This window comes from Pseudomonas rhodesiae (assembly GCF_007858255.1).
GTDB classification, from domain to species: domain Bacteria; phylum Pseudomonadota; class Gammaproteobacteria; order Pseudomonadales; family Pseudomonadaceae; genus Aquipseudomonas; species Aquipseudomonas rhodesiae.
The window spans coordinates 223094-245865 of the sequence record NZ_VFEU01000006.1; the positions used below are offsets into that span (position 1 = coordinate 223094).

The following is a 22772-nucleotide window of genomic DNA, read 5'->3' on the forward strand; positions in this document are numbered from 1 at the left end:
GGTAGTCAAATTCACCATCCCCCTGTAGCCTTGCACCTTCGAGGTTCTTCGGCCCAGGTCGAAGCTAAGAAGGGAACGCGGTCCAAGCCGCGGCTGCCCCCGCAACTGTGAAGGGTTCAGTTGACTGCCATGCCACTGCCATCAGGCGGGAAGGCGCAGTCAGCGCCGGTCTTGCGACCCGAACGCCCCAAGCCAGGAGACCTGCCTCGTCACCGATTTTTTAATTCAACCGGGCGGGGTGATCCGGTGACGAAATCCGCTGCTGCGCGCCTGCGCAGGGCCTATCGTCCCGTATGCCCGCCCCCAAGGGCATCCGATGAAAACACTGGCCAAACTTCCCGTCACCATCGTTACCGGCTTCCTCGGCTCGGGCAAAACCACCTTGCTGCGCCATATGCTCGACAACGCTCAGGGCCGTCGCATTGCGGTGATCGTCAACGAGTTCGGCGAGTTGGGCATCGACGGCGAGATCCTCAAACAGTGCTCCATCGGCTGCACCGAGGAAGAAGCCAACGGCCGCGTGTATGAGCTGGCCAACGGCTGCCTGTGCTGCACCGTGCAAGAAGAGTTCTTTCCGGTGATGCGCGAATTGGTGGCGCGCCGTGGCGACCTCGACCATATCCTGATCGAAACCTCGGGCCTGGCCTTGCCAAAACCCTTGGTCCAAGCCTTCCAGTGGCCGGAAATCCGCAGCGCCTGCACGGTTGACGCGGTAATCACCGTGGTCGACAGCCCAGCCGTGGCCGCCGGCACTTTTGCTGCGTTCCCGGATCAGGTCGATGCCCAGCGCAAGCTCGACCCGAACCTGGACCACGAATCGCCGCTGCACGAACTGTTCGCCGACCAACTGGCCAGCGCCGACCTGGTGATCCTCAACAAGTGCGACCTGATCAGCCCCGATGACCTGGCCCGTGTGCGCCTGGAAGTCGCCGAAGAACTGCCGCCGGCGGTGAAGATCGTTGAAGCCAGCAGCGGTCGCTTGCCCCTGGAGGTGCTGATCGGCCTGGGCGCAGGCTCTGAGGAACACATCGACGCGCGTCACAGCCATCACGATCATCACCACGAAGGTGAAGACGATCACGACCACGACGCGTTCGACTCCATCTCCATCGATCTGCCACAGGCCGACGAAGCGTTGCTGCTCGACGCCCTGACGCAATTGGTGGTGCAGCACGGCATCCTGCGCGTCAAAGGTTTCGCCGCTATCCCCAACAAACCGATGCGCCTGCTGATCCAGGGCGTGGGTACCCGTTTCGACAAACACTTCGACCGCGCCTGGACGGCCGACGAGCCGCGCACCACGCGCCTGGTGCTGATCGGTCAGGACCTGGACGCCGCCGGACTCGAAGCGCAACTGCGCGCCGCGCTCAGCGTTTAACCCATGCACCTGCTCAGGACTCAGCCCGGCGGTTTTGTCGCGGACGACAATATCGCCGACCTTGGCCAGACGCCCGCCGAACTGGTGGTCCTGTGCAGTGGCGATTCCAGCTTGGCGCTACTGGCCGAAGCAGCCCGGCAACTGCCCGACGACTACCCCAGCCTGCGCCTGGCCAACCCCATGCAGGTGCAGAACCATGCCTCGGTGGACCTGTACGTCGACGAGGTACTGCGCCACGCAAAAGTCATTCTGATTTCGCTGCACGGCGGTATCGGTTACTGGCGCTATGGCGTCGAGCGCCTGGTGGAGCTGGCCGAACGTGGGGTGACGTTGATTCTGGTGCCGGGGGATGATCGCCCGGACCCGGAGCTCAGCGGCCTGAGCACGGTTGACGCCGAACAGCGCGACCGCTTGTGGCAGTTCCTGCGCCAGGGCGGGTTGGGCAATGCGCTGGATTTCTATCGCTGCCTGGCCAGCGCTCACCTGGGCCGTGACTATGCCTGGGCCGAGCCCCACACTTTGCCGCGCACGGCGATTTATCACCCGCGCCACGCCAACCCGCGCTTGAGCGATTGGCAGGCGGATTGGCGCGCCGAGTGGCCGGTGGCGGCGGTGCTGTTCTATCGCTCCCATCTGCAGGCGGCCAATACCGGCTTTATCGATGTGTTCTGCCAGCGTCTGCAAGCGGCGGGGCTTAACCCGTTGCCAATGGCGGTGGCGAGTTTGAAGGAGCCTGGCTGCCTGACGGTGGTCGAGGACCTGCTGGACGAGGTCGGCGCGGCGGTCATTCTCAACACCACCGGCTTTGCTCAATCCAGCCCGGAGGCGCCGCATTTACGCCCGTTTCGGCGCAATATCCCGGTGATCCAGGCGATCTGCGCCCAGGACAACCAGCCCGGCTGGGCGGCCAGCGAACAGGGCCTGGGGCCCCGTGACCTGGCCATGCACATTGCCTTGCCGGAGCTGGACGGGCGCATCATCAGCCGGCCGATCAGCTTCAAGGATTTGGCCTGGCGCAGCGAGCGCAGCCAGTCCGACGTGGTGTGCTATCGCGCCGCGCCCGAGCGCATGGATTTCGTCGCCGAACTGGCGCGGCGCTGGGTCGAGCTGGCGCGGGTACCGAATGCGGAAAAACGCATCGCCCTGGTGCTGGCCAACTACCCGACCCGTGATGGTCGCATCGGCAACGGCGTCGGCCTGGACACTCCGGCGGCGGCGCTGAATATCCTGCGCGCGCTGCAAACCGAGGGCTATCCGCTGCCGGATCGACTGCCCGATAGCGGCACGGCGTTGATCCATGAACTGCTCGGTGGCGTGACCAACGACCTCGACAGCCTGGACCTGCGCCCTTGCCACCAGAGCCTGGGCCTGGACGAGTACGAGGCGTTGTTCTTGCGCTTGCCCGAAGCCAACCGCCAGGCCGTGTTGCAGCGTTGGGGCGCGCCGCAGCAAGACCCGATGTGCCGCGATGGCCGCCTGATGATTGCCGGCTTGCGCCTGGGCCTGACCTTTGTCGGTATCCAGCCGGCGCGCGGTTATCAGGTGGACGCCAGCGCGGTGTACCACGACCCGGACCTGGTGCCGCCCCATGGCTACCTGGCGTTCTACTTCTGGTTGCGCCATACCTATGGCGCCCATGGCGTGATCCACGTCGGCAAGCACGGCAACCTGGAATGGCTGCCGGGCAAGGGCGTGGGCCTCTCGGAGCATTGCTGGCCGGATGCATTGCTGGGGCCGCTGCCGAACATCTATCCGTTTATCGTCAACGACCCGGGCGAGGGCGCCCAGGCCAAACGTCGTACCCAGGCGGTGATCATCGATCACCTGATGCCACCGCTGACCCGCGCCGAAACCTACGGTCCGCTGCGCGACCTGGAGCTGCTGGCGGACGAGTATTACGAAGCGCAATTGCTCGACCCGCGCCGCGCCCGCGAGTTGCAGAAAGACATTCTCAAACTGGTGCGCGAAACCCGCATCGACCAGGAACTGCAGCTGGACGGCGATGCCGATGCCGCGATTTGGCTACCGCGCCTGGACACCTACCTGTGCGACCTCAAGGAATCTCAGATTCGCGACGGCCTGCACATCTTCGGCGAATCGCCCCAGGGCCGTTTGCGCATCGATACATTGCTGGCCTTGCTGCGCATTCCGCGCGGCGACGGGCGTGGCGCGCAATCGAGCCTGCTGCGCGTGTTGGCCAAGGCCTTCGCGCTGGGCTTCGACCCGCTGGACTGCGCCCTGGCCGAACCCTGGACCGGCCGGCGCCCCGAGGTGCTGCAAGGCATTGATAGTCAGCCGTGGCGCACCGCTGGCGATACCCGCGAGCGCCTGGAGCTGTATGCGGCGCAGTTGATCGAGCAAGCCTTGGACGGCCCGCTGGCGGTATTGCAGGCACCGGGCTGGGAAGAGGTGAGTGCGGTGATCGACAACCTGCGCAGCGTCGTCGCGCCACGCCTGGACGCCTGCGGCCCGGCGGAAATGCGCGGCTTGCTGGATGCGCTGAGCGGTCGCTTCGTGCCGGCGGGGCCCAGCGGTGCGCCGAGTCGCGGGCGCCTGGACGTGCTGCCCACCGGGCGCAATTTCTTCAGCGTGGATGTGCGCAACCTGCCCACCACCACGGCCTGGCGTATCGGCTTCCAGTCGGCCAACCTGATTCTGGAGCGGCACCTGCAAGATCATGGCGATCACCTGCGTCAGCTCGGCCTGTCGGTATGGGGCACCGCTACGATGCGTACCGGCGGCGACGATATCGCCCAGGCCATGGCGCTCATGGGCGTGCGCCCGGTCTGGGCCACCGGCAGCCAGCGGGTGGACGACTTCGAGATCCTGCCGATCAGCCTGCTGGACCGCCCGCGCGTCGATGTGACCTTGCGCGTGTCGGGGTTCTTCCGTGATGCCTTCGCCAACCTGATCCGCCTGTTCGACGCGGCGGTGCAGGCGGTGGCAGCGCTGGACGAACCGGACGATATGAACCCGCTGGCCGCCAAGGTGCGCAGCGAGCGTGAGGCATTGCGTCAATCCGGGCTGGACGACGACGCGGCAGCCAAGCAGGCCGGTTGGCGCATCTTCGGTGCCAAGCCGGGGGCCTATGGTGCGGGGGTGCAGGGCGCGATTGATGGGCGTTTGTGGCAAAGCCGTGCGGACCTGGCCGAGGTCTACCTGAACTGGGGTGGCTACGCCTATGGCGGGTCCGACGAGGGCACCGCTGCCCGCGAGCAATTCGCCCAGCGCCTGAGCCAGGTGCAGGCGGTGGTGCAGAACCAGGACAATCGCGAACACGACCTGCTTGATTCCAACGACTATTACCAGTTCCAGGGCGGCATGCTCGCCGCCGTGGAAACCCTGAGCGGCGACAAGGCCGCCAGCTACCACGGTGACCACAGCCAGCCGGACCTGCCGAAGATTCGCACCTTGAAGGAAGAGCTGAACCGGGTGATCCGCGCCCGCGCCGCCAACCCCAAGTGGATCGAAGGGGTGAAGCGTCACGGCTATAAAGGCGCGTTCGAGATGGCGGCCACCGTGGACAATCTGTTCGCCTTCGACGCCACCACGGCGCTGATTGACGATCATCAATATGCCTTGCTTGCCGATGCCTACCTGCTCGACCCTGACACCCGGGCGTTCGTGCAGCAACACAACCCCGACGCATTGCGCGACATGACCGAGCGCATGCTCGAAGCCCAGCAGCGCGGCCTCTGGCAGGCGCCAGGTGCTTACCGTGACGCCTTGGAAAACCTGTTGCTGGATATAGAAGAAGACAGTCAATGACCGATATTCCCCATTTCCCGCTGTCCGCCGTGGTCGGCGCCGATGACCTGAAACTGGCGCTGTGCCTGGCGGCTATCGATCCCAAGATCGGCGGCGTGCTGATCGAAGGTCCGCGCGGCATGGCCAAGTCCACCCTGGCCCGTGGCCTGGCCGATCTGTTGGCCAGCGGTCAATTCGTGACGTTGCCGCTGGGGGCCACCGAAGAACGCTTGGTGGGCACCCTGGATCTGGACGCCGCGCTGGGCGAGGGGCGTGCGCAGTTTTCCCCGGGCGTGTTGGCCAAGGCCGATGGCGGTGTGCTGTATGTGGATGAAGTGAATTTGCTGCCCGATCATTTGGTGGATCTGCTGCTGGACGTGGCCGCCAGTGGCACCAACCTGATCGAGCGCGACGGCATTTCCCACCGCCATTCGGCGCGCTTTGTACTGGTTGGCACCATGAACCCGGAGGAGGGCGAGTTGCGCCCTCAACTGCTGGACCGCTTCGGCTTCAATGTGGCGTTAAGAGGGCACACCTTGCCGGCCGAGCGCGGGCAGATCCTCCGGCGCCGCCTGGATTTCGACAGCGATCCCGCCGCCTTCTGCACCGAGTGGGCCGAACAGCAGGCAGCGTTGCGCGAGCGCTGCACTCAGGCGCGGGCGCGGTTGGACAGTATCGAGCTGGATGATCAGGCCCTTGCGCAGATTACCGAGCGCTGCTTTGCCGCCGGTGTCGATGGTTTGCGTGCTGACCTGGTCTGGCTGCGCGGCGCCCGGGCCCATGCGGCGTGGCGGGGCGCGAATGAGATTGCCGAGGAAGACATCGAAGCCGTCGCGGAACTTGCCTTGCGCCATCGTCGCCAGGAGCCATCTCCACCGGCCAGCCCGCCCAGCCAGGCACAGTCGCCGAAACCTTCGGACAGCTCGCCCGCTCAAGGCCAATGGGGCGATATGCCCGCGCCGGCCCTGCCCATCGGCGCTCGCCGAGACGTGCCCGCCTGGCCAAAAAAGCCCTAGGCATCCGCCCCCGACCTGACGCGGGGACGGATGCCCGCCCCAAGGTCGGGCGACTGGACAACGGCAGGCAAGGCAAGGCGCGCAGTGCCCGGCAGGGTTCGATCAACTGGCCCGGTACTTTGCTCGGCGGCCGGCCGCATTCCCGTGAAGACCTGTGCTACCACCTGCGCAGCCGCGCGGCCCACGAGTTGTGGCTGGTGATCGTCGATGCGTCGGCGTCCACCCGGCGGCATCGTGCATTAACCGACGCAAAGGGGTTGCTCGCCCAGCTGTTTGACGACGCCTACCGGCAACGCGCACGCATGGTCTTGTTGACCGCCAGCGGCCAGGCGCCGAAGTGGCAGGTTCAGGGGTTGAAAGCAGCCAAAAACCTGGCCGGCTGGCTGGACCAGTTAGGCGCGGGCGGTGGTACACCATTGCTGGCGGCGCTGACGGAGGCCGGGCATTGGCTGGCGGTGAGACGCAAGCGTCATCCCGCTGAGCAACAGCGTTTATTAGTGATCACGGATGGGCGGCTCAAGGACATTGCGGGGTTGCCGCCGTTGGACTGTGCGGGGTTGCTGGTGGATATCGAGCGCGGGCCGATCAGACTGGGGCGGGCCCAGGAGTTGGCGGCTGGGTTGCAGTTGGATTATCGGCATATCGATGAGTTGTAGTGCCGGTGTCGCCGCTATCGGGGGCGAGATCCCACCCACACTCGACAGCATTCCAAAGGGTGTACTCGGTCAAATGTGGGAGGGGGCTTGCCCCCGATGACGCACTCACATACACCAGCCCCTCCATCAGCCAGCCCCCGGCACATTTGGCCAAAGGTCGGCCACCAGAAACAAGCGCTCGGCTTCCTCCCAATCCCCGCCGTTCCGCACCATGCGCACGAGCAACTGCGCGGGCGCCATCGGATCAAGGTCGGCCAGCCAGGCCTGCATCTGTTCCTCGCTCCACACCTCGTCCGCCGGGTAGTGCGCCGGCGCCAGCCACGCATGGCGGGGCAGGGGTTGCCAGCGTCCGGGCGCGCTGACCGCGACAAAATCCCGCCAATCGCGCTGATGCAACCAACGTCCGCGCAGGTGCTGAGGGTGCGCGCCCGTCGGTGGTTCGGCCAGGCCGGGCCAGGGGTAGAGCAAATACCCGCCCAGCCACAAGTGCGCGTCGAACTGCTGAATATCCAGCGCCGCCAAAGCTTCGCGGCTCTCGGCCCGTGCTGAAATCGGCAGTTGATGCTGGGCCAGGTGCGCCAGTTTGCGGTCGAGGCGGTCGTGACAGCCGGGGCCCAGCCATTGTGCGGTGTCCTGGCCGTTGCCGTGCTGCGGGCCGAGATAGAGCTTGATCGCCAATTCCAGGTGATGCACGCCGTCGCGGTCGCGCAGCAGCATGTCCAGCTCACCGAGGGTATGCCCGGCGCGGCGGATCGGCAGGTTGGCGGCCAGCAATTCCACGCCCGGCGCATGCTGCACGGCAAATTGCCACAAGCGTTCGTAGTACAGCCCCAAGCGCCGCGTGCGCGACAGGCTCAACCAGTGCTGCAAGGCCCGGCTGTCCTGGTCTAGGCTGCGCAACCAGTGGGCGAGCCGATCCGGTGCTTGCACCCAGTCACTGCCGGCCAGCGGGTGACGCTGCGGCCAGGGCGCGCGGGCTAGCATCGGCGGGGCGAGGATCACCCACGCCAAGTCGCGCACCTCCGGGTGGCGCAGTTGGCGGGGCAGGTTGAGTAGATCGGGGAACACAGTCATGGTCCGAGCATAGCCGTTTAACCGCGCAGAAGGGGGTTGAGAACCGTTGTCATCAAGGCTTCGCGGCGACAAAGGATTTTGCCTGGCGCGGCCTTTCGCCCATAATCGGGGTTTTTCGCCACACCCCAATCCCGCAGGAGCCCCATGGAGCAATTTCGCAATATCGGCATTATCGGTCGCCTGGGCAGTACCCAGGTGCTGGACACCGTCCGCCGGCTTAAGAAGTTTCTGCTCGAGCGCCACCTGCATGTGATCCTCGAAGACACCATCGCCGAAATCCTGCCGGGCCACGGCCTACAGACCTCATCGCGCAAGATGCTCGGCGAAGTATGTGACATGGTGATTGTGGTCGGCGGCGACGGTAGCCTGCTGGGTGCGGCCCGGGCGCTGGCTCGGCATAACGTGCCGGTGCTGGGGATCAACCGGGGCAGTCTGGGGTTTCTCACCGATATCCGCCCCGATGAGCTGGAAGTCGAAGTGGCCAAGGTGCTCGACGGCCAATACCTGGTGGAAAACCGTTTCCTGCTGCAAGCCGAAGTGCGTCGCCATGGCGAAGCCATCGGTCAGGGTGATGCGCTCAACGATGTGGTACTGCACCCTGGCAAGTCCACCCGCATGATCGAATTCGAGTTGTATATCGACGGCCAGTTCGTGTGCAGCCAGAAAGCCGACGGCCTGATCGTCGCCACGCCCACCGGCTCCACCGCGTATGCGCTGTCCGCCGGCGGCCCGATCATGCACCCCAAGCTCGATGCCATTGTGATCGTGCCGATGTATCCCCATATGTTGTCCAGCCGACCGATTGTGGTCGATGGCAACAGTGAGCTGAAAATCGTGGTGTCCAAAGACATGCAGATCTACCCGCAAGTCTCCTGCGACGGGCAGAACCATTTCACCTGCGCCCCCGGTGACACCATCACCGTGAGCAAAAAGGCACAGAAGTTGCGCTTGATCCACCCGCTGGATCACAACTACTACGAAGTGTGCCGTACCAAGTTGGGCTGGGGCAGCCGCTTGGGGGGTGGAGGCGACTGATGCTCGATCCCGCGCGTAGCTACGACCTGATTGGAGACGTGCACGGATGCGCGCATACCCTTGAGCACTTGCTCGACCAGATGGGTTATCACAAGCAGGCCGGCACCTGGCGCCATCCGTCGCGCATGGCGGTGTTCCTCGGCGATATCATCGACCGTGGCCCACGCATCCGCGAAGCGCTGCATATCGTCCACGACATGGCCGAAGCCGGCCAGGCGCTGTGCATCATGGGCAATCACGAGTTCAATGCCCTGGGCTGGGCCACACCGGCGCCGCCTGGCAGTGGCAAGCAGTACGTGCGCGAGCACACCCCACGGCATGAGCGCTTGATCCACGAGACCTTGACCCAGTTCGAGCAGCATCCGGCCGACTGGCACGACTTCCTCGGCTGGTTCTATGACATGCCGCTGTTTGTCGATGCCGGGCGTTTCCGCGTGGTGCATGCGTGCTGGGACGACAGCTTTATCCAGCCGCTGCGCGCCACATTCCCGGATGGTTGCATCGACCCGCACTTCCTGCAGGCCGCCGCCGTGCCTGGCAGTTTTGCCTGCAATGCCTTTGACCGCCTGCTGCGCGGCACCGATATGCGTCTGCCCGACGGCCTGACGCTGACCGGCGGCGACGGCCTGACGCGCTCGTTCTTCCGCACCAAGTTCTGGGAAGACGACCCCAAGACCTACGGCGACATCGTGTTCCAACCCGATGCGCTGCCCGAGCCGGTGGCGCGCACGCCGTTATCGCCCCATGAAAAGAACTCCCTGCTGCGCTATGGCGCCGACGAGCCGTTGCTGTTCGTCGGCCACTACTGGCGCAGTGGCAAACCGGCGCCGATTCGCCCCAACTTAGCCTGTCTGGATTACAGCGCGGTGCTGTATGGCAAGTTGGTGGCCTATCGATTGGACCAGGAAACTCGATTGGACCCGCATAAGTTCGTGTGGGTCGATGTAGAGCGGCCGGAGGTGATCCTATGAGTACCGTGGCCGTATTACGCTTGCCGCTGAGCGTCGACCTGGGTGGTTTCGTCAAATTGCTGCAACGCATGCAAGTGCCCCATCGCGTGAGTGAAGAGGCCGGTGAGCAGGTGTTGTGGGTGCCGGAAAGCATCAGCGATGACGTGCGCGTGTTGTATCAACGCTTTCCGGCCGGCGATCCAGACCAGCAGTTGGACATTCCCGAACAGGCTCCCGTGACCCGTCCCGGTTTCCTCCAGCAAGTGCGGCATAGCCCGGTGACCGCGTTGGTGCTGCTGGCGAGCCTGGTGGTGGGCGTGCTGACCCTGCTGGGCGACAACCTGCAGGCCATGAGCTGGCTGAGCTTTCTGCCGTTCCGAGTACTGGGCGACTACATTCAGTTCACCCCTTTGGCCGACAGCCTGGCGTCGGGGCAGTGGTGGCGGTTGGTCACGCCGATGCTGTTGCACTTCGGCATCCTGCACCTGGCCATGAATGGCATGTGGTACTGGGAACTGGGCCGGCGCATCGAAGCGCGCCAGGGCAGTATCAACCTGCTTGGCCTGACCCTGCTGTTCAGCCTGGTTTCCAACTACGCGCAATACGCCTACGGCGGCCCGGGCCTGTTTGGCGGGTTGTCCGGCGTGTTGTATGGCCTGCTCGGTCATTGCTGGATCTATCAACTGTTGTCGCCCAACCCAGCCTATCGCTTGCCCCGTGGGGTATTGGCGATGATGCTGGTGTGGCTGGTGCTGTGCCTGTCGGGGTTGGTCTCGATGATCGGCTTCGGCGAAATCGCCAACGCGGCCCATGTGGGCGGGCTTGTGATCGGTTGCTTCACCGGCCTGCTGGGCGGGCTCTATAGCCGTCGTAAAACGCCAATTAATTAAAGGAAGAGCCTCCATGTCCTCTTTTGCTGAAATGATCGAAAACATCACCCCGGACATCTACCAGAGCCTCAAGCTCGCCGTGGAAATCGGTAAATGGTCCGACGGCCGCAAACTCACCGCCGAGCAGCGCGAGTTGTCGTTGCAGGCGATGATCGCCTGGGAAATCCAGAACCTGCCGGAAGACCAGCGCACCGGTTACATGGGCCCGCAGGAATGCCAGTCGAAGTCGACCACCGTGCCGAATATCCTGTTCAAGTCGGACGCGATCCATTGATTGAAATCGGTCGCGGTGCAGTCAGCAAAATGTCGGCGAAACTCGGTGAGCCGACCGTTCAATATGCGTTTCGTCTGGGCGATACCGAAGTGCCGGTCAACCCGTTGATTGGCACCCACGTGCGCCTGGAATACCTCGGTGCCATTCATTGCAGCCATTGCGGGCGCAAGACCAAGACCAGTTTCAGCCAAGGTTATTGCTACCCGTGCATGACCAAACTGGCCCAGTGCGACCTGTGCATCATGAGCCCCGAGCGCTGCCATTACGACGCTGGCACTTGCCGCGATCCGAGCTGGGGCGAGCAGTTCTGCATGACCGACCACGTGGTGTACCTGGCCAATTCCTCCGGGATCAAGGTCGGCATCACCCGCGCCACCCAGCTGCCGACACGTTGGCTGGATCAGGGCGCCAGCCAAGCGTTACCGATCATGCGCGTGGCTACGCGCCAGCAGTCCGGTTTTGTCGAAGACTTGTTTCGCAGCCAGGTGGCCGATAAGACCAATTGGCGGGCATTGCTCAAGGGCGACGCCGTCAGCGTGAACCTCAAGCAGGTGCGCGACGAGCTGTTCGCCGCCTGTGCCGAGGGCTTGCAGGGGTTGCAGGAACGCTTTGGCCTACAGGCCATCCAAACCATTGCCGACATCGAACCGATCGAAATCCGCTACCCGGTCGAGCAGTATCCGGCCAAGATTGTCAGCTTCAACCTGGACAAGAACCCGATTGCCGAAGGCACGCTGCTGGGGATCAAAGGCCAATACCTGATCTTCGACACCGGCGTTATCAATATTCGCAAGTACACGGCCTACCAGCTCGCCGTGCATCAGTAGAAGGATGCCCACCATGCGCACCGAACAACCCAAGATGATCTACCTCAAGGACTATCAGGCGCCGGACTACCTGATCGACGAGACGCACCTGACCTTCGAGTTGTTCGAGGACCACAGCCTGGTCCATGCGCAATTGGTGATGCGCCGCAATCCCGAGCGCGGCGCCGGCCTGCCGCCGCTGGTGTTGGATGGCCAGCAACTGGAGCTGTTGAGCGTCAATTTGGGTGACAAGGAACTGACCGAGGCTGACTACCAGCTGACCGACAGCCACCTGACCCTGCACCCGACCCACGACAGCTTCACGCTCGACACCAGCGTGCGCATCCACCCGGAAACCAATACCGCGTTGGAAGGCCTGTACAAATCCGGCGGCATGTTCTGCACCCAATGCGAAGCCGAAGGCTTTCGCAAGATCACCTACTACCTCGACCGTCCGGACGTGATGAGCCGGTTCACCACCACGGTGATCGCCGAACAGCACAGCTACCCGGTGCTGCTCTCCAACGGCAACCCGATCGCCAGCGGCCCCGGTGAAGACGGCCGTCACTGGGCGACCTGGGAAGATCCGTTCAAGAAACCCGCGTACCTGTTCGCCCTGGTGGCCGGCGAGCTGTGGTGCGTCGAAGACAGCTTCACCACCATGACCCAGCGTGAAGTGGCGCTGCGCATCTACGTCGAGCCGGAAAATATCGACAAGTGCCAGCACGCCATGACCAGCCTGAAGAAATCCATGCGCTGGGACGAAGAAACCTACGGCCGCGAGTACGACCTCAACATCTTTATGATCGTGGCGGTCAATGACTTCAACATGGGCGCCATGGAGAACAAGGGCCTCAATATCTTCAACTCCAGCGCCGTGCTGGCCCGCGCCGAGACCGCCACCGACGCCGCGCACCAGCGGGTCGAAGCGATTGTCGCCCACGAGTACTTTCACAACTGGTCGGGCAACCGCGTGACCTGCCGCGACTGGTTCCAGTTGTCGCTCAAGGAAGGTTTCACGGTGTTCCGTGACTCGGGCTTCTCCGCCGACATGAACTCGGCCACGGTCAAGCGCATCCAGGATGTGGCCTACCTGCGCACTCACCAGTTCGCCGAAGACGCCGGCCCCATGGCCCACGCTGTGCGCCCGGACAGCTTTATCGAGATTTCCAACTTCTACACCCTGACCGTGTATGAAAAGGGTTCGGAAGTAGTCGGCATGATCCACACCTTGCTCGGGGCCGAAGGCTTCCGCAAAGGCAGTGACCTGTACTTCGAACGCCACGACGGCCAGGCCGTGACCTGCGATGACTTCATCAAGGCCATGGAAGACGCCAACAACGTGGATCTCAGCCAGTTCAAACGCTGGTACAGCCAGGCCGGCACGCCGCGCCTGGCGGTGAGCGAGTCCTACGATGCCGCCGCCCACACCTACAGCCTGACCTTCCGCCAGAGCTGCCCGCCGACTCCGGACAAGATGGAAAAACTGCCCTTCGTGATCCCGGTGGCACTGGGCTTGCTGGACGGCAAGGGCGCCGACCTGCCGCTGCGCCTGGCAGGCGAGGCCGCAGCCGCTGGCACCTCCCGCGTGCTGTCGGTGACGCAAGCCGAGCAGACCTTCACCTTCGTCGATATCCCAGAGCAGCCATTGCCATCGCTGCTGCGCGGCTTCTCGGCGCCGGTGAAGCTGAGCTTCCCCTACAGCCGTGATCAACTGATGTTCCTGATGCAGCACGACAGCGACGGCTTCAACCGTTGGGATGCCGGGCAGCAACTGTCGGTGCAGGTGTTGCAGGAGCTGATCGGCCAGCATCAGGCCGGTCAGCCGCTGCAGTTGGATCAGCGTCTGATTGACGCGCTGCGCACGGTGCTGACGGACGAAACCCTCGACCAGGCCATGGTCGCGGAAATGCTCTCGTTGCCGAGCGAAGCCTATCTCACCGAGATCAGCGATGTGGCGGACGTGGACGCCATCCATGCCGCCCGCGAATTTGCGCGCAAGCAACTGGCCGACCACTTGTTCGACACCCTGTGGCTGCGTTATCAGGCCAATCGCGAATTGTCGCGTCAGACCCCTTATGTGGCCTCGGCCGAACACTTTGCGCGACGCGCCTTGCAGAACATTGCGCTGTCCTACCTGATGCTCAGCGCCAAGTCCGAAGTGCTGGCGGCAACCCTGGAACAGTTCGACGCCTGCGACAACATGACTGAGCGGCTGACGGCGTTGGCGGTGCTGGTCAACTCGCCGTTCGAGGCGGAAAAAGCCCAGGCGCTGGCGGTGTTCGCCGAGAACTTCAAGGACAACCCGCTGGTCATGGACCAGTGGTTCAGCGTGCAGGCGGGCAGCACACTGCCGGGCGGGCTGGCGCGGGTCAAGGCGTTGATGGAGCACCCGGCGTTCACGATCAAGAACCCGAACAAGGTGCGTGCGCTGATCGGCGCCTTTGCCGGGCAGAACCTGATCAACTTCCACGCAGCGGACGGTTCCGGTTACCGCTTCCTGGCGGACCTGGTGATCCAGTTGAACGTCCTCAACCCTCAAATCGCGTCGCGCCAATTGGCACCGCTGACCCGCTGGCGCAAGTACGACAGCGCGCGCCAGGCGCTGATGAAGGCCGAGCTGGAGCGCATCCTCGCGTCCGGCGAGTTGTCCAGCGATGTGTACGAAGTGGTCAGCAAGAGCCTGGCGTAAGGGGCCGGCGCGTTGTCATCCCCGTTCGCTCACCCCTTAATGAGATGAGCAGGCTTTTTTTGTGGTGAGCGGGCTTGCCCCGCGCCGGGCTGCGAAGCAGCCCTATCAAAACACCGCAACACCTCACCAAACCGCAGGCATTTGCTACTGACAAGTTCTGTCAGTAGCAGGTGCTAAACTGCGGCATCTTTTCCCGCCTGAGTCATCAACGTGTCCCGCACCACTCGTTTACTGACCTTGCTGCAGGCTCTGCGTGGGCGCAAGCGCCCAGTGACGGCGGCCGCGCTGGCGGCGCAGCTGGAGGTATCCGAGCGCACGCTGTACCGCGACATCGCTGAGTTGACCGCACTGGGCGCGCCGATTTTCGGCGAGGCCGGGGTAGGGTACGTGTTGCGCAGCGGCCTGTTCTTGCCGCCCTTGATGCTCAACGCCGAGGAAACCGAGGCGATCGTGCTGGGTTTGCGCTATGTGGATCAGCGTGGCGATGACGTGCTCAGTCGCGCCGCCGCCAACGCCTTGGCGAAAATCGCCGATGTGCTGGACCCTGCCGCTCAAGAAGCCTTGCGCAACCCGACCCTGTTGCCGGGTCCGCCGGGGTTCGGCTATCCGGAAAACCGCGTGCCGCTCAATGTGTTTCGCCAGGCGATCAGCCAGCAGAGCAAGCTGCACATCGATTACGCGGACGCCAGTCAAACCCAAAGCCAGCGCCTGATCTGGCCGCTGGCCCTGGGCTTTCTGAATGAGGTGCGGGTGATCGTCGCCTGGTGCGAGTTACGCGGCGCCTATCGCACCTTTCGCACCGACCGTGTGGCCAGCGCCGAGGCCCGGGGCGAACGCTATCCGGGCCGCCGCAGTGACTGGTTGCGGGCCTGGCGCAAGCTGATGGAGCAGGATGAAAGCGGCCGTTTCACTCCTGACAAAAACTGACACAACGCTGGCTTAGCATGGCCTTACAAAATCAACCGACAGGAGTTGTGCCATGCCCCTTACCGAACTGGCCCCGGCTATCGCCACCTATATCGAAGCGACCAATAGCCGCGACACCTCAGCGGTGGCCCAATGTTTTGCCGAAGACGCCAACGTGTTCGATGAAGGCCAGCATCAGGTCGGCACCGCCGCCATTGCGCGCTGGATGGAGGACACGGCCCAGCGCTACCAGCCGCGGGTCGAGGTACTTAAGGTGCAGCATCGCACGGGGAAGGTGCTGGTCAGCAACGTGGTAACCGGTAATTTTCCGGGCAGCCCGCTGGAGTTGCGCTACACCTTTCGCTTGAATGAGCAGGGCAAGATTTCACGCCTGGATATTTCCGTGTAGGTCATACTGGCGGGCATGACTTTCGACTCGCCTCTAGCGGCCTACCAACACGCCATCACCCAGCAGGGCTTTGTGACCGACGCCGCCCAGCGCCGCGCGGTCGAGGCCCTGCAAGCCTGCCATCAGGCCCTGCATCAGGGCCGCGCGCCGATCAACGGGGTTTACTTATGGGGCCCTGTGGGGCGCGGTAAAACCTGGCTGATGGACCAGTTCTATCAAAGCCTGCGTGTACCCGCGCGGCGCCAGCATTTTCATCACTTTATGGGCTGGGTGCATCAGCGTCTGTTCCAATTGAGTGGCACACCCGACCCGTTGCAGGCTCTTGCGCATGAGCTGAGTCGTGAGGTGCGAGTACTGTGCTTCGATGAATTGTTCGTCAACGATATCGGCGATGCGATCATCCTGGGCCGCTTGTTCCAGGTCATGTTCGAGGCGGGTGTGGTGATGGTCTGCACCTCCAACCAGCCGCCCGATCAGTTGTATGCCGAGGGTTTCAACCGCGAGCGCTTCCTGCCGGGCATCGCCGCACTCAAGCGGCATATGCAGGTGGTGGCGGTGGACGGTGAAGAGGATCACCGTCTGCACCCTGGCGTCGGCCTGCAGCGTTACTGGGTCAACCAGCCGGAGGCGTTGGCCGAGGTATTTGGGCGTCTGGCCGAAGGGCAGGCGGTGGTCAGTGGGCCGATTGACGTCGGGCATCGCCGCATCGTCGCGGTGCGCGCCAGCGACCGTGTGCTGTGGTGCCGTTACGCCGATCTGTGTGAACAACCCTTGGCGGCGATGGACTTTATGCTGCTGTGCGATCGCTACAGCGCGATCCTGCTCGGCGAAGTCCCTGAGTTGAGTGCCCGCAAGCGGCCTGGCCGGATTGCCCGTGGCACCGAAGATGCGGCCCAGCGCGTGCTGGCCGGTGATCGCGAACTGCCGGCGTTGTCGGTGCACGATGACAGCGTGCGGCGTTTTATCGCCCTGGTGGATGAATGCTACGACCGCAAGGTGCCGCTGTTCATCGAAGCCCGCGTCCCGTTGGAGCGCCTTTACACCGAGGGCTACCTGGAATTTCCGTTCCGTCGAACCTTGAGCCGCTTGCGGGAAATGCAGCTACAGCGTTTCGGCGCGACCTCGTAGGAAAAGCCCCCGAAACCGCCCGGCAGACGCTTTTGATGGGTAAAACCTTCGCGCTTTCATGCGCGGATTTGTAGTTAATCTCCTTCATCTGCGGCTGACGCCGTGCGTACAATCGTGCCTCTCAAAGGGAGCTGATTCCCTTGTTGTTGCTATCGAGGACGGAAATGGACACCCCTGACATCCTGGTGCTGCAAGCCAGCTACACCAATCCCGTGCATGCCGAGGCGATCGCCACGTTACTCAACCATTACGCCGAAGACCCCATGGGTGGCGGCCATGGCCTGCCCGCTGACTTGCTGGAGCAATTGCCGGCGGAACTGGCCAAGCGGCCCCATGCATTCAGCGTGCTGGCATTTGTCGGCGGTGAGCCCGCAGGGTTGATCAACTGTTTTGAAGGGTTCTCCACGTTTGCCTGCCGACCGTTGGTCAATGTGCATGATGTGGCGGTGATGGAGCGTTTTCGCGGGTTGGGGTTGAGTCAGAAAATGCTGCAAAAGGTCGAGGAAATCGCCCGCCAGCGTGGCTGCTGCAAGATCACCCTGGAAGTACTTGAAGGCAATGCCGTGGCGCAGGCGGCTTATCGCAAGTTCGGCTTTGATGATGCGGTGTTTGATCCGGCCCATGGCCGCATGCTGTTCTGGAATAAACCGCTGTAATAAAAAAGGCGCCATTGAATGGCGCCAAGTTAACCATTGCCAAAGGAGCGAAATGGCAAAGGGCGCTGCGGATTAACGCCCGATTAAATTAACCCTTGGGTTGCTGTTCAATGCCGGATTGTTCGACAGGCGTGTTCTTCAAGTCTCTACCGTCAGCAGCTGCGGTTTGTTGTTGCAGAGGGCCGTGAGTCTGTTCCTGAATAAAGGCGAAGTTGTTGTAGAACTCCTTCGAGCGCTCTGAACCGCCCTCGGCAAAGGCGGCGGCGGAGGTCAACGTCATCAGGCTGGCGAGCATCAGGGTGGAAAGTTTCATGGTGGTGTTCCCATTAAGTGTGATCGGTATTCGTTCGCTCCCTGATCGAATGGATGGGGCAACTATGGGGGCGGGTCATTAAGTGGGAATTAACCTGAGGCACACCCGAAGTTAACTTTTTTATTAACTTCGGGCGTCGAGCTTAAAGCTTCCAGTCCAGGGCCAAGGTAACCGCGCGAGGGTCGCCCCAGTACACGCCGTTATAGAAACCGACGCGCTCGTAGTACTTCTGATCGAATAGATTGTTGATGTTCAACGATGCCGATAGATGCTTGTCGACTTGGTAGCGCGACATCAGGTTGACCACGGTGTAAGCCTGCTGCGTGATCTTGTCGCGGGTAGTGATCAGCTCGCCATCGGCATTCCGTTCCCCCGTGGGCCGATTACCGAAATCGTAAATGTCGCTCTGCCAATTCACCGCGCCGCCCACGGTAAGCTTGCGCCATGCGCCTGGCAGGCGATAAGCGCTGGACACCTTCAGCAGGTTCAGGGGCTGGCCGGTGTTGTTGCGTGTGCCCGCGCCGTTCACCGAGTGGGTGTAGGTGTAACCCGCCGTAAGGTTCCAGTCCGGCATGATCTCGCCGGCAACCTCCAGCTCGAAGCCGTTGACCTTGTTGCCTTTGCCGCCGGACTTATAGTACTCCTCGCCGGTGGCCGGGTTCGGCGCCACCGAGTAGTCGCGTTCCGCGACGTTATCCTGGGTGCTCCAGAAGTACGCGGCGGCCAGGTTCACGCGCTCATTGAGCACGCTGCCCTTGAGGCCGACTTCATAGTTACTGCCCACCACTGGCTCCAGGTATTTCTTGTTGGCGTCCCGCAGGCTTTGCGGTTTGAAGATATCGGTGTAGCTCGCGTAGACGGTGTACTCCGGCGTCAAGTCATAGAGCAGCCCGGCGTAGGGCGTCCACATATCGTTGTGGGTCTGGCGGGTCTTGTCGTTGGCGGTCAGTTGGTTGTTGGCGTCGTAGCTCGGGGCCGCGCTTTCCAACTCCCAACTGCCGTAGCGACTGCCCAGTACGGCGTGCAGGCGCTCGGTCAGGCTCAGGCGGGTGGCCAGGTAACCGGCCTTTTGCTGTTTGCTGCTGTGTTCGCCCTTGAGGTCGGTGACCGTGTCGGTGAACTTGGGGATGCCGCCCATGTATTTCCAATCTTCAATGGTGTAGTAGCTGTCATCCAGGCGGCTGCGCATAAACGGCGACACGTCGCGCTGGGCCGCTTCGCCGTAGCCCATCATCAGTGCATGTTCGCGCCCCAACAGCGCATAACTGCCGGCCAGATTCAGGTCAACGGCTTCCATTCTCGAAGTGCCGCGCATGTGGCTGGCCCAGGCGCTCATGCCGCTGCGGTCGTCGTTGGGGAAGCCCGCGCCGCCGTAGTACACCTTGCCGTCCGTGTCGCTCTGCCGATGGGTATAGGCGGCTTTCAGGTGCCAGTCGCCTGCCAGGCGATGATCCAGGGTCGCGAAGGTGGTTTTGTCGGTCAGCGGCCAGGAGCTCCAGTGCGCCGCCATATTGGTCGAGCGCGGCAGCCTGGCCTTTTCGCCCCGGCTGTTCCAGTAGGGCACGGTGCCCCAGGAGGTGCCCTGAACCTGCTTGTCCTGGTAATCGAACCCCACGGCCAACACGGTATCGTCTGACAGGTCACCTTCAAGAATGCCGTAGCCGACCGAGCGCTGCAGTGCATAGTTATCTCGGAACGACTGGCTGTCGCGGTAAGCCAGCACCGTGCGCCCGCGTAGGCGACCGTCGAACGCCAGCGGACCGCCGACGTCCAGGTAGCTGTAGTAATTGTCATGGCTGGCACCGCTGACGCCGGTTTTCGCCTGCCATTGGGCGGTAGGGCGCTTGCGCACCATGTTCACGGTGGCCGAAGGATCGCCCGCACCGGTGGTCAAGCCCGTTGCACCGCGCACCACTTCGATACGGTCGTAGATGATGGTGTCGGCGTCGGATTTCATATAGCCGAACGTATTGAGCATCCCGTCGATCTGGAAATTGCTGATGCCATAGCCACGGGAAGAGTAGGCCACTCGGTCGGAGTCGTTGTGCTGCACGTTGATGCCGGTGGTCTGGCGCAGCACGTCGGTCAAGGTATTGAGGTTGAAGTCGTCCATCTGCTGGCGAGTGATTACCGAGATCGACTGCGGAGTGTCCTTGACGGACAGGTTCAGGCGCGTGGCGGTGTTCATCGAGCCGGTGGTGTAGGACCCGGTGTGCTCGGTGGTGGCGCCGAGGCCATCCGCGGTGATGCTGGTGGCTTGCAACTCCAGCGGTGTTGGGTCGCTATCGGTTTCAGCCAGCAAGTCAGGACTCAGCAACACACCAAACACGCTGAGCGAAAAGGACATGGAACGGGTGAAAGGCGCGATCATCGCGGAAGACTCCTTGTCGTCTTTGCGGCCTTTTCGGTATGAAAAGGCCATGGCTCAAAGACGAAAGGAGCAGGGCAACTTTAGGCTTAAACGAGAATGATTGTTATCTTTCTGTTACAAGGCCGGTGTTTCCTGTAGCACCACTTCGGTGGCGGCGGCTTTCTTCGGTTTGATCAGGCTGAAGTCGATCAGCGGCTTTTGCTGGCGTTGATAGGGGTCGCCAATCAGCAGCGGGCGCGGTTTGAAGCTGTCACTCACCAGGCTTTTGCTGCGGTCCAACTCAGTGGAGCTCAACCCGGCCAAGTCGGCCCAGGTGTGAATCAACTGTGAGCTGCTGTAGGGCCGCTGCAGGTCGCCGGCAAAATTCCAGCTGTGGCTTTCGCGCCATTTCGGCGAGGCGTAGGCCATGAACGGAATGGTGTACATCGGCGCCGTCGGCTTGCCTTCATTACGGCCCAAAGTGCTGTGGCCGGCGGAGTCGAATACGTCTTCGCCATGGTCCGACAGGTACAGCAGGAAGCCGTTAGGGTCGGTCTTGGCGTAGTCCTTGATCAGGCTCGACACCACGAAGTCGTTGTACAGCACCGCATTGTCGTAGCTGTTGTAGGTCGGCAGCTGATCGTCGCTGATGCCCGCAGGCACACCTTCACGGTCGGTGAACTTGTCGAAGCTCGGCGGGTAACGGTACTGGTAGCTCATGTGCGTGCCCAGCAGGTGCACCACGATGAACTTACGCTCTGCCGGATCGGCCAGGGCCATGGAAAACGGTGCCAATACATCGCCGTCGTACTGACGGGCGTTCTGGTTGCGGTTGTTGTTCAAGTACACCTGCTCGTCGGCCTGTTCGGAAAAGGTCGTGAGCATGGTGTTGCGTTTGGTCATGGTCTGCTGGTTGGTGATCCAGTAAGTCTTGTAGCCGGCCTGTTTCATCATGCTGACGATGGATGGCGTCTTGAGGTACAGGTCAGGGTTTTCTTCATCGGCGAAGGTCAGCACCTGCTGCAACGCCTCGATGGTGTAGGGGCGTGGGGTGATGACATTGTCGAACACGGCCAATTGGTCGCGCAGCTTGTCCAGCTCTGGTGTGGTTGCGCGTGGATAGCCGTACAGGCTCATGCGCTGGCGGTTGGTCGATTCGCCGATGACCAGCACCAGTGTCGACGGCTGGCCGGCGGCGGCGTCCTTGAGGTTGGTCAGCGGCGGGATCTGGCTGGCGCTGTGCAGCATGCCCTGCATGTTGTCCAGTTGTTCGGTGTAACGGCGGTAGGCCACGATCATCTGCCAAGGCACGGCCGGCTCGATGCGGGTTTCGAAGCGGTCGATGCCGTCGGCCAGGGTCTCGCTACGGGCAATCTGCTTGACCAGCGGGTAGCCGACAATGGCCACCAGGATCGCGGTTGCCGCCAGCAACGCCTGACCGCGCGGCAGGTAGACCGGGCGCACCCGGGTCCATAGGAAGATGGCTAAGGCAGTGTGGGCAATGAACGCCAGTACGATCCACCAGGCGAAGTACTGGGTGAGGTATTCACCGGCTTCGGAGATGTTCGACTCGAACATGATAAAGATGACGCTCTGGGAAAATTCCTGCTGATAAACGAAGAAATATCCCAGACTGGCCATGGAACAGGCCCACAGCACCACGCCGATCACGGCGGCGAGTACACGGGTCTGGCGTGGAAAGACCAGCATCGGCGCGAGCCACAGGGCGCTCATGAAAAAGGCTTGGCGAAACCCGCTGAAACCCGAGGTGCCGCTGAGTTGGATCAGCAGTTGGGTAATACCCGAGAAGTACCAGAAAAACAGGAACAGCCAGCCAAGGCCAACCCAATCAAAGCCTTTCGCAGACTTAGTGCTGCGTTTGAACATTGCCATCCGGCGCTCCAACCCAAGAGTTTTCCAGTTGACGCGCAGGGCTGCACGCAACACCGGCCACCCTGGTTTTAAGGGGCGGCCTTTGGGGGCGGGAGTATCGGGATGGGCGTGTGAAAACTTTGTGAGATTTTTGTAGGGGTTATCTTACAAAGCGGTGACAGGGCTCAGCAGAGTGCAGGTTGCGCGCCGGCCGGCTGATCCAGTTGAGCCTGGATGATGTACGAGCGCAGGCGCATGACTTCCTGCTGCAATTGTTCGCGCTCGTCTTTCAACTGACGCAACTCATCGCGACGGATATTGACGTAGAGAGTCTGGGGAGGGCGGGTCATCTGTGCTGTGCTCATTGCTTGCCTCGCAAATAGCCGGTGTGTCGCGGTGTGCCAGAACGCTTGAGTCGAGGTTCTCGGCATCAGTCGGAAGCAATTCTGAATTCTTTTTCACAGCAATGGAACTTTTTTATTTTTGGTGGTCGTGTGACTTTTACCGCGGTGATGGTGAAACGATGGCATCTTTTTTGGCATGAAACTACACGGATCCGCTCTGGACTAACCCTCATTAGCCTCATTGCGCTATAAACTATGTCACACATTTTTTAGTAG

At 62.4% G+C, this 22772-nt stretch carries 19 protein-coding genes and 1 riboswitch; of the genes, 14 read left to right on the plus strand and 5 right to left on the minus strand.

Annotated features, from left to right (window positions below):
* The first annotated feature begins 24 nt into the window (after positions 1-24).
* Positions 25-223, plus strand: a riboswitch (cobalamin riboswitch).
* Positions 224-316: 93 nt separating this feature from the next.
* From cobW to FIV35_RS11745, 4 genes are read left to right on the plus strand one after another with little or no spacing between them, the layout of a single operon-like run.
* Positions 317-1378: a cobalamin biosynthesis protein CobW gene (gene cobW, locus FIV35_RS11730; RefSeq protein ID WP_034097050.1), complete on the plus strand. Its 1062-nt coding sequence runs from the start codon at positions 317-319 to the stop codon at positions 1376-1378.
* 3 nt (positions 1379-1381) lie between these two features.
* Entirely contained in the window at positions 1382-5146 is a 3765-nt protein-coding gene (gene cobN, locus FIV35_RS11735) for a cobaltochelatase subunit CobN (RefSeq protein WP_034137920.1), read from the plus strand.
* The gene (locus FIV35_RS11740; protein ID WP_034137921.1) at positions 5143-6141 is read left to right on the plus strand and encodes a magnesium chelatase ATPase subunit I; all 999 of its coding nucleotides are present in this window, start codon (positions 5143-5145) and stop codon (positions 6139-6141) included. Before cobN ends, FIV35_RS11740 begins: the two co-directional genes overlap by 4 nt.
* A gap of 53 nt (positions 6142-6194) precedes the next feature.
* Positions 6195-6797: a vWA domain-containing protein gene (locus FIV35_RS11745; RefSeq protein WP_034138002.1), complete on the plus strand. Its 603-nt coding sequence runs from the start codon at positions 6195-6197 to the stop codon at positions 6795-6797.
* Positions 6798-6923: 126 nt separating this feature from the next.
* Here FIV35_RS11745 and FIV35_RS11750 read toward each other — a convergent pair whose 3' ends face one another.
* Entirely contained in the window at positions 6924-7871 is a 948-nt protein-coding gene (locus tag FIV35_RS11750) for a DUF1853 family protein (RefSeq protein ID WP_034137922.1), read from the minus strand.
* A gap of 144 nt (positions 7872-8015) precedes the next feature.
* Between FIV35_RS11750 and FIV35_RS11755 the strand changes: the two genes are divergently transcribed.
* The 10 genes from FIV35_RS11755 to FIV35_RS11800 all read left to right on the plus strand — a co-directional run bounded on the left by FIV35_RS11755 (position 8016) and on the right by FIV35_RS11800 (position 17617).
* Positions 8016-8906 carry an NAD(+) kinase gene (locus FIV35_RS11755; protein WP_034097054.1) on the plus strand — a complete coding sequence of 297 codons (891 nt, stop codon included), beginning with the start codon at positions 8016-8018 and terminating at the stop codon, positions 8904-8906.
* Positions 8903-9877 (plus strand): metallophosphoesterase, encoded by a 975-nt coding sequence (locus tag FIV35_RS11760; protein WP_162276718.1) that lies wholly within the window; start codon positions 8903-8905, stop codon positions 9875-9877. The genes FIV35_RS11755 and FIV35_RS11760 overlap by 4 nt, the downstream gene beginning before the upstream one ends.
* Positions 9874-10746, plus strand: a complete 873-nt coding sequence (locus FIV35_RS11765) for a rhomboid family intramembrane serine protease (RefSeq protein WP_034137923.1) — start codon at positions 9874-9876, stop codon at positions 10744-10746. The genes FIV35_RS11760 and FIV35_RS11765 overlap by 4 nt, the downstream gene beginning before the upstream one ends.
* Before the next feature lie 13 nt (positions 10747-10759).
* Positions 10760-11020 (plus strand): YeaC family protein, encoded by a 261-nt coding sequence (locus FIV35_RS11770; RefSeq protein WP_034097057.1) that lies wholly within the window; start codon positions 10760-10762, stop codon positions 11018-11020.
* A complete protein-coding gene (locus FIV35_RS11775; RefSeq protein ID WP_034113190.1) occupies positions 11017-11847 on the plus strand; it encodes a DUF2797 domain-containing protein in 831 nt (276 codons plus the stop codon). The genes FIV35_RS11770 and FIV35_RS11775 overlap by 4 nt, the downstream gene beginning before the upstream one ends.
* Positions 11848-11860: 13 nt before the next feature.
* Complete coding sequence (gene pepN, locus FIV35_RS11780) at positions 11861-14518, plus strand: aminopeptidase N (protein WP_034137924.1); 2658 nt, start codon at positions 11861-11863, stop codon at positions 14516-14518.
* Positions 14519-14728: 210 nt separating this feature from the next.
* The gene (locus FIV35_RS11785; RefSeq protein WP_034137925.1) at positions 14729-15445 is read left to right on the plus strand and encodes a helix-turn-helix transcriptional regulator; all 717 of its coding nucleotides are present in this window, start codon (positions 14729-14731) and stop codon (positions 15443-15445) included.
* A 52-nt stretch (positions 15446-15497) separates the two neighbouring features.
* Entirely contained in the window at positions 15498-15833 is a 336-nt protein-coding gene (locus FIV35_RS11790) for a nuclear transport factor 2 family protein (RefSeq protein ID WP_034137926.1), read from the plus strand.
* A 15-nt stretch (positions 15834-15848) separates the two neighbouring features.
* Positions 15849-16961, plus strand: coding sequence for a cell division protein ZapE (gene zapE / locus FIV35_RS11795; RefSeq protein WP_034137927.1), 1113 nt, complete (start codon positions 15849-15851; stop codon positions 16959-16961).
* 164 nt (positions 16962-17125) lie between these two features.
* On the plus strand, positions 17126-17617 hold the full coding sequence (locus FIV35_RS11800) for a GNAT family N-acetyltransferase (RefSeq protein ID WP_034097063.1): 492 nt from the start codon (positions 17126-17128) through the stop codon (positions 17615-17617).
* Between the two features lie 88 nt (positions 17618-17705).
* On the opposite strand, the gene FIV35_RS11805 is transcribed toward FIV35_RS11800, so the two are convergent.
* From FIV35_RS11805 to FIV35_RS29580, 4 genes are all read right to left on the minus strand, one after another.
* Entirely contained in the window at positions 17706-17930 is a 225-nt protein-coding gene (locus FIV35_RS11805) for a hypothetical protein (protein ID WP_034137928.1), read from the minus strand.
* 142 nt (positions 17931-18072) lie between these two features.
* Positions 18073-20301: a TonB-dependent siderophore receptor gene (locus FIV35_RS11810; protein WP_034137929.1), complete on the minus strand. Its 2229-nt coding sequence runs from the start codon at positions 20299-20301 to the stop codon at positions 18073-18075.
* A 114-nt stretch (positions 20302-20415) separates the two neighbouring features.
* Entirely contained in the window at positions 20416-22173 is a 1758-nt protein-coding gene (locus FIV35_RS11815) for a phosphoethanolamine transferase CptA (RefSeq protein WP_034137930.1), read from the minus strand.
* A gap of 164 nt (positions 22174-22337) precedes the next feature.
* Entirely contained in the window at positions 22338-22517 is a 180-nt protein-coding gene (locus FIV35_RS29580; RefSeq protein WP_256203854.1) for a DUF6026 family protein, read from the minus strand.
* Positions 22518-22772: the final 255 nt, after the last annotated feature.

Bases quoted from the DNA above. Each gene is read 5' to 3' on its own strand.
- FIV35_RS11800 (WP_034097063.1), top strand. From the start codon at position 17,126: ATGGACACCCCTGACATCCTGGTGCTGCAAGCCAGCTACACCAATCCC.
- FIV35_RS11765 (WP_034137923.1), top strand. From the start codon at position 9,874: ATGAGTACCGTGGCCGTATTACGCTTGCCGCTGAGCGTCGACCTGGGT.
- FIV35_RS11740 (WP_034137921.1), top strand. From the start codon at position 5,143: ATGACCGATATTCCCCATTTCCCGCTGTCCGCCGTGGTCGGCGCCGAT.
- FIV35_RS29580 (WP_256203854.1), bottom strand. From the start codon at position 22,517: ATGAGCACAGCACAGATGACCCGCCCTCCCCAGACTCTCTACGTCAAT.
- FIV35_RS11770 (WP_034097057.1), top strand. From the start codon at position 10,760: ATGTCCTCTTTTGCTGAAATGATCGAAAACATCACCCCGGACATCTAC.
- FIV35_RS11755 (WP_034097054.1), top strand. From the start codon at position 8,016: ATGGAGCAATTTCGCAATATCGGCATTATCGGTCGCCTGGGCAGTACC.
- zapE (WP_034137927.1), top strand. From the start codon at position 15,849: ATGACTTTCGACTCGCCTCTAGCGGCCTACCAACACGCCATCACCCAG.
- FIV35_RS11805 (WP_034137928.1), bottom strand. From the start codon at position 17,930: ATGAAACTTTCCACCCTGATGCTCGCCAGCCTGATGACGTTGACCTCC.
- cobW (WP_034097050.1), top strand. From the start codon at position 317: ATGAAAACACTGGCCAAACTTCCCGTCACCATCGTTACCGGCTTCCTC.
- FIV35_RS11750 (WP_034137922.1), bottom strand. From the start codon at position 7,871: ATGACTGTGTTCCCCGATCTACTCAACCTGCCCCGCCAACTGCGCCAC.
- FIV35_RS11790 (WP_034137926.1), top strand. From the start codon at position 15,498: ATGCCCCTTACCGAACTGGCCCCGGCTATCGCCACCTATATCGAAGCG.
- cobN (WP_034137920.1), top strand. From the start codon at position 1,382: ATGCACCTGCTCAGGACTCAGCCCGGCGGTTTTGTCGCGGACGACAAT.
- pepN (WP_034137924.1), top strand. From the start codon at position 11,861: ATGCGCACCGAACAACCCAAGATGATCTACCTCAAGGACTATCAGGCG.
- FIV35_RS11810 (WP_034137929.1), bottom strand. From the start codon at position 20,301: ATGATCGCGCCTTTCACCCGTTCCATGTCCTTTTCGCTCAGCGTGTTT.
- FIV35_RS11815 (WP_034137930.1), bottom strand. From the start codon at position 22,173: ATGGCAATGTTCAAACGCAGCACTAAGTCTGCGAAAGGCTTTGATTGG.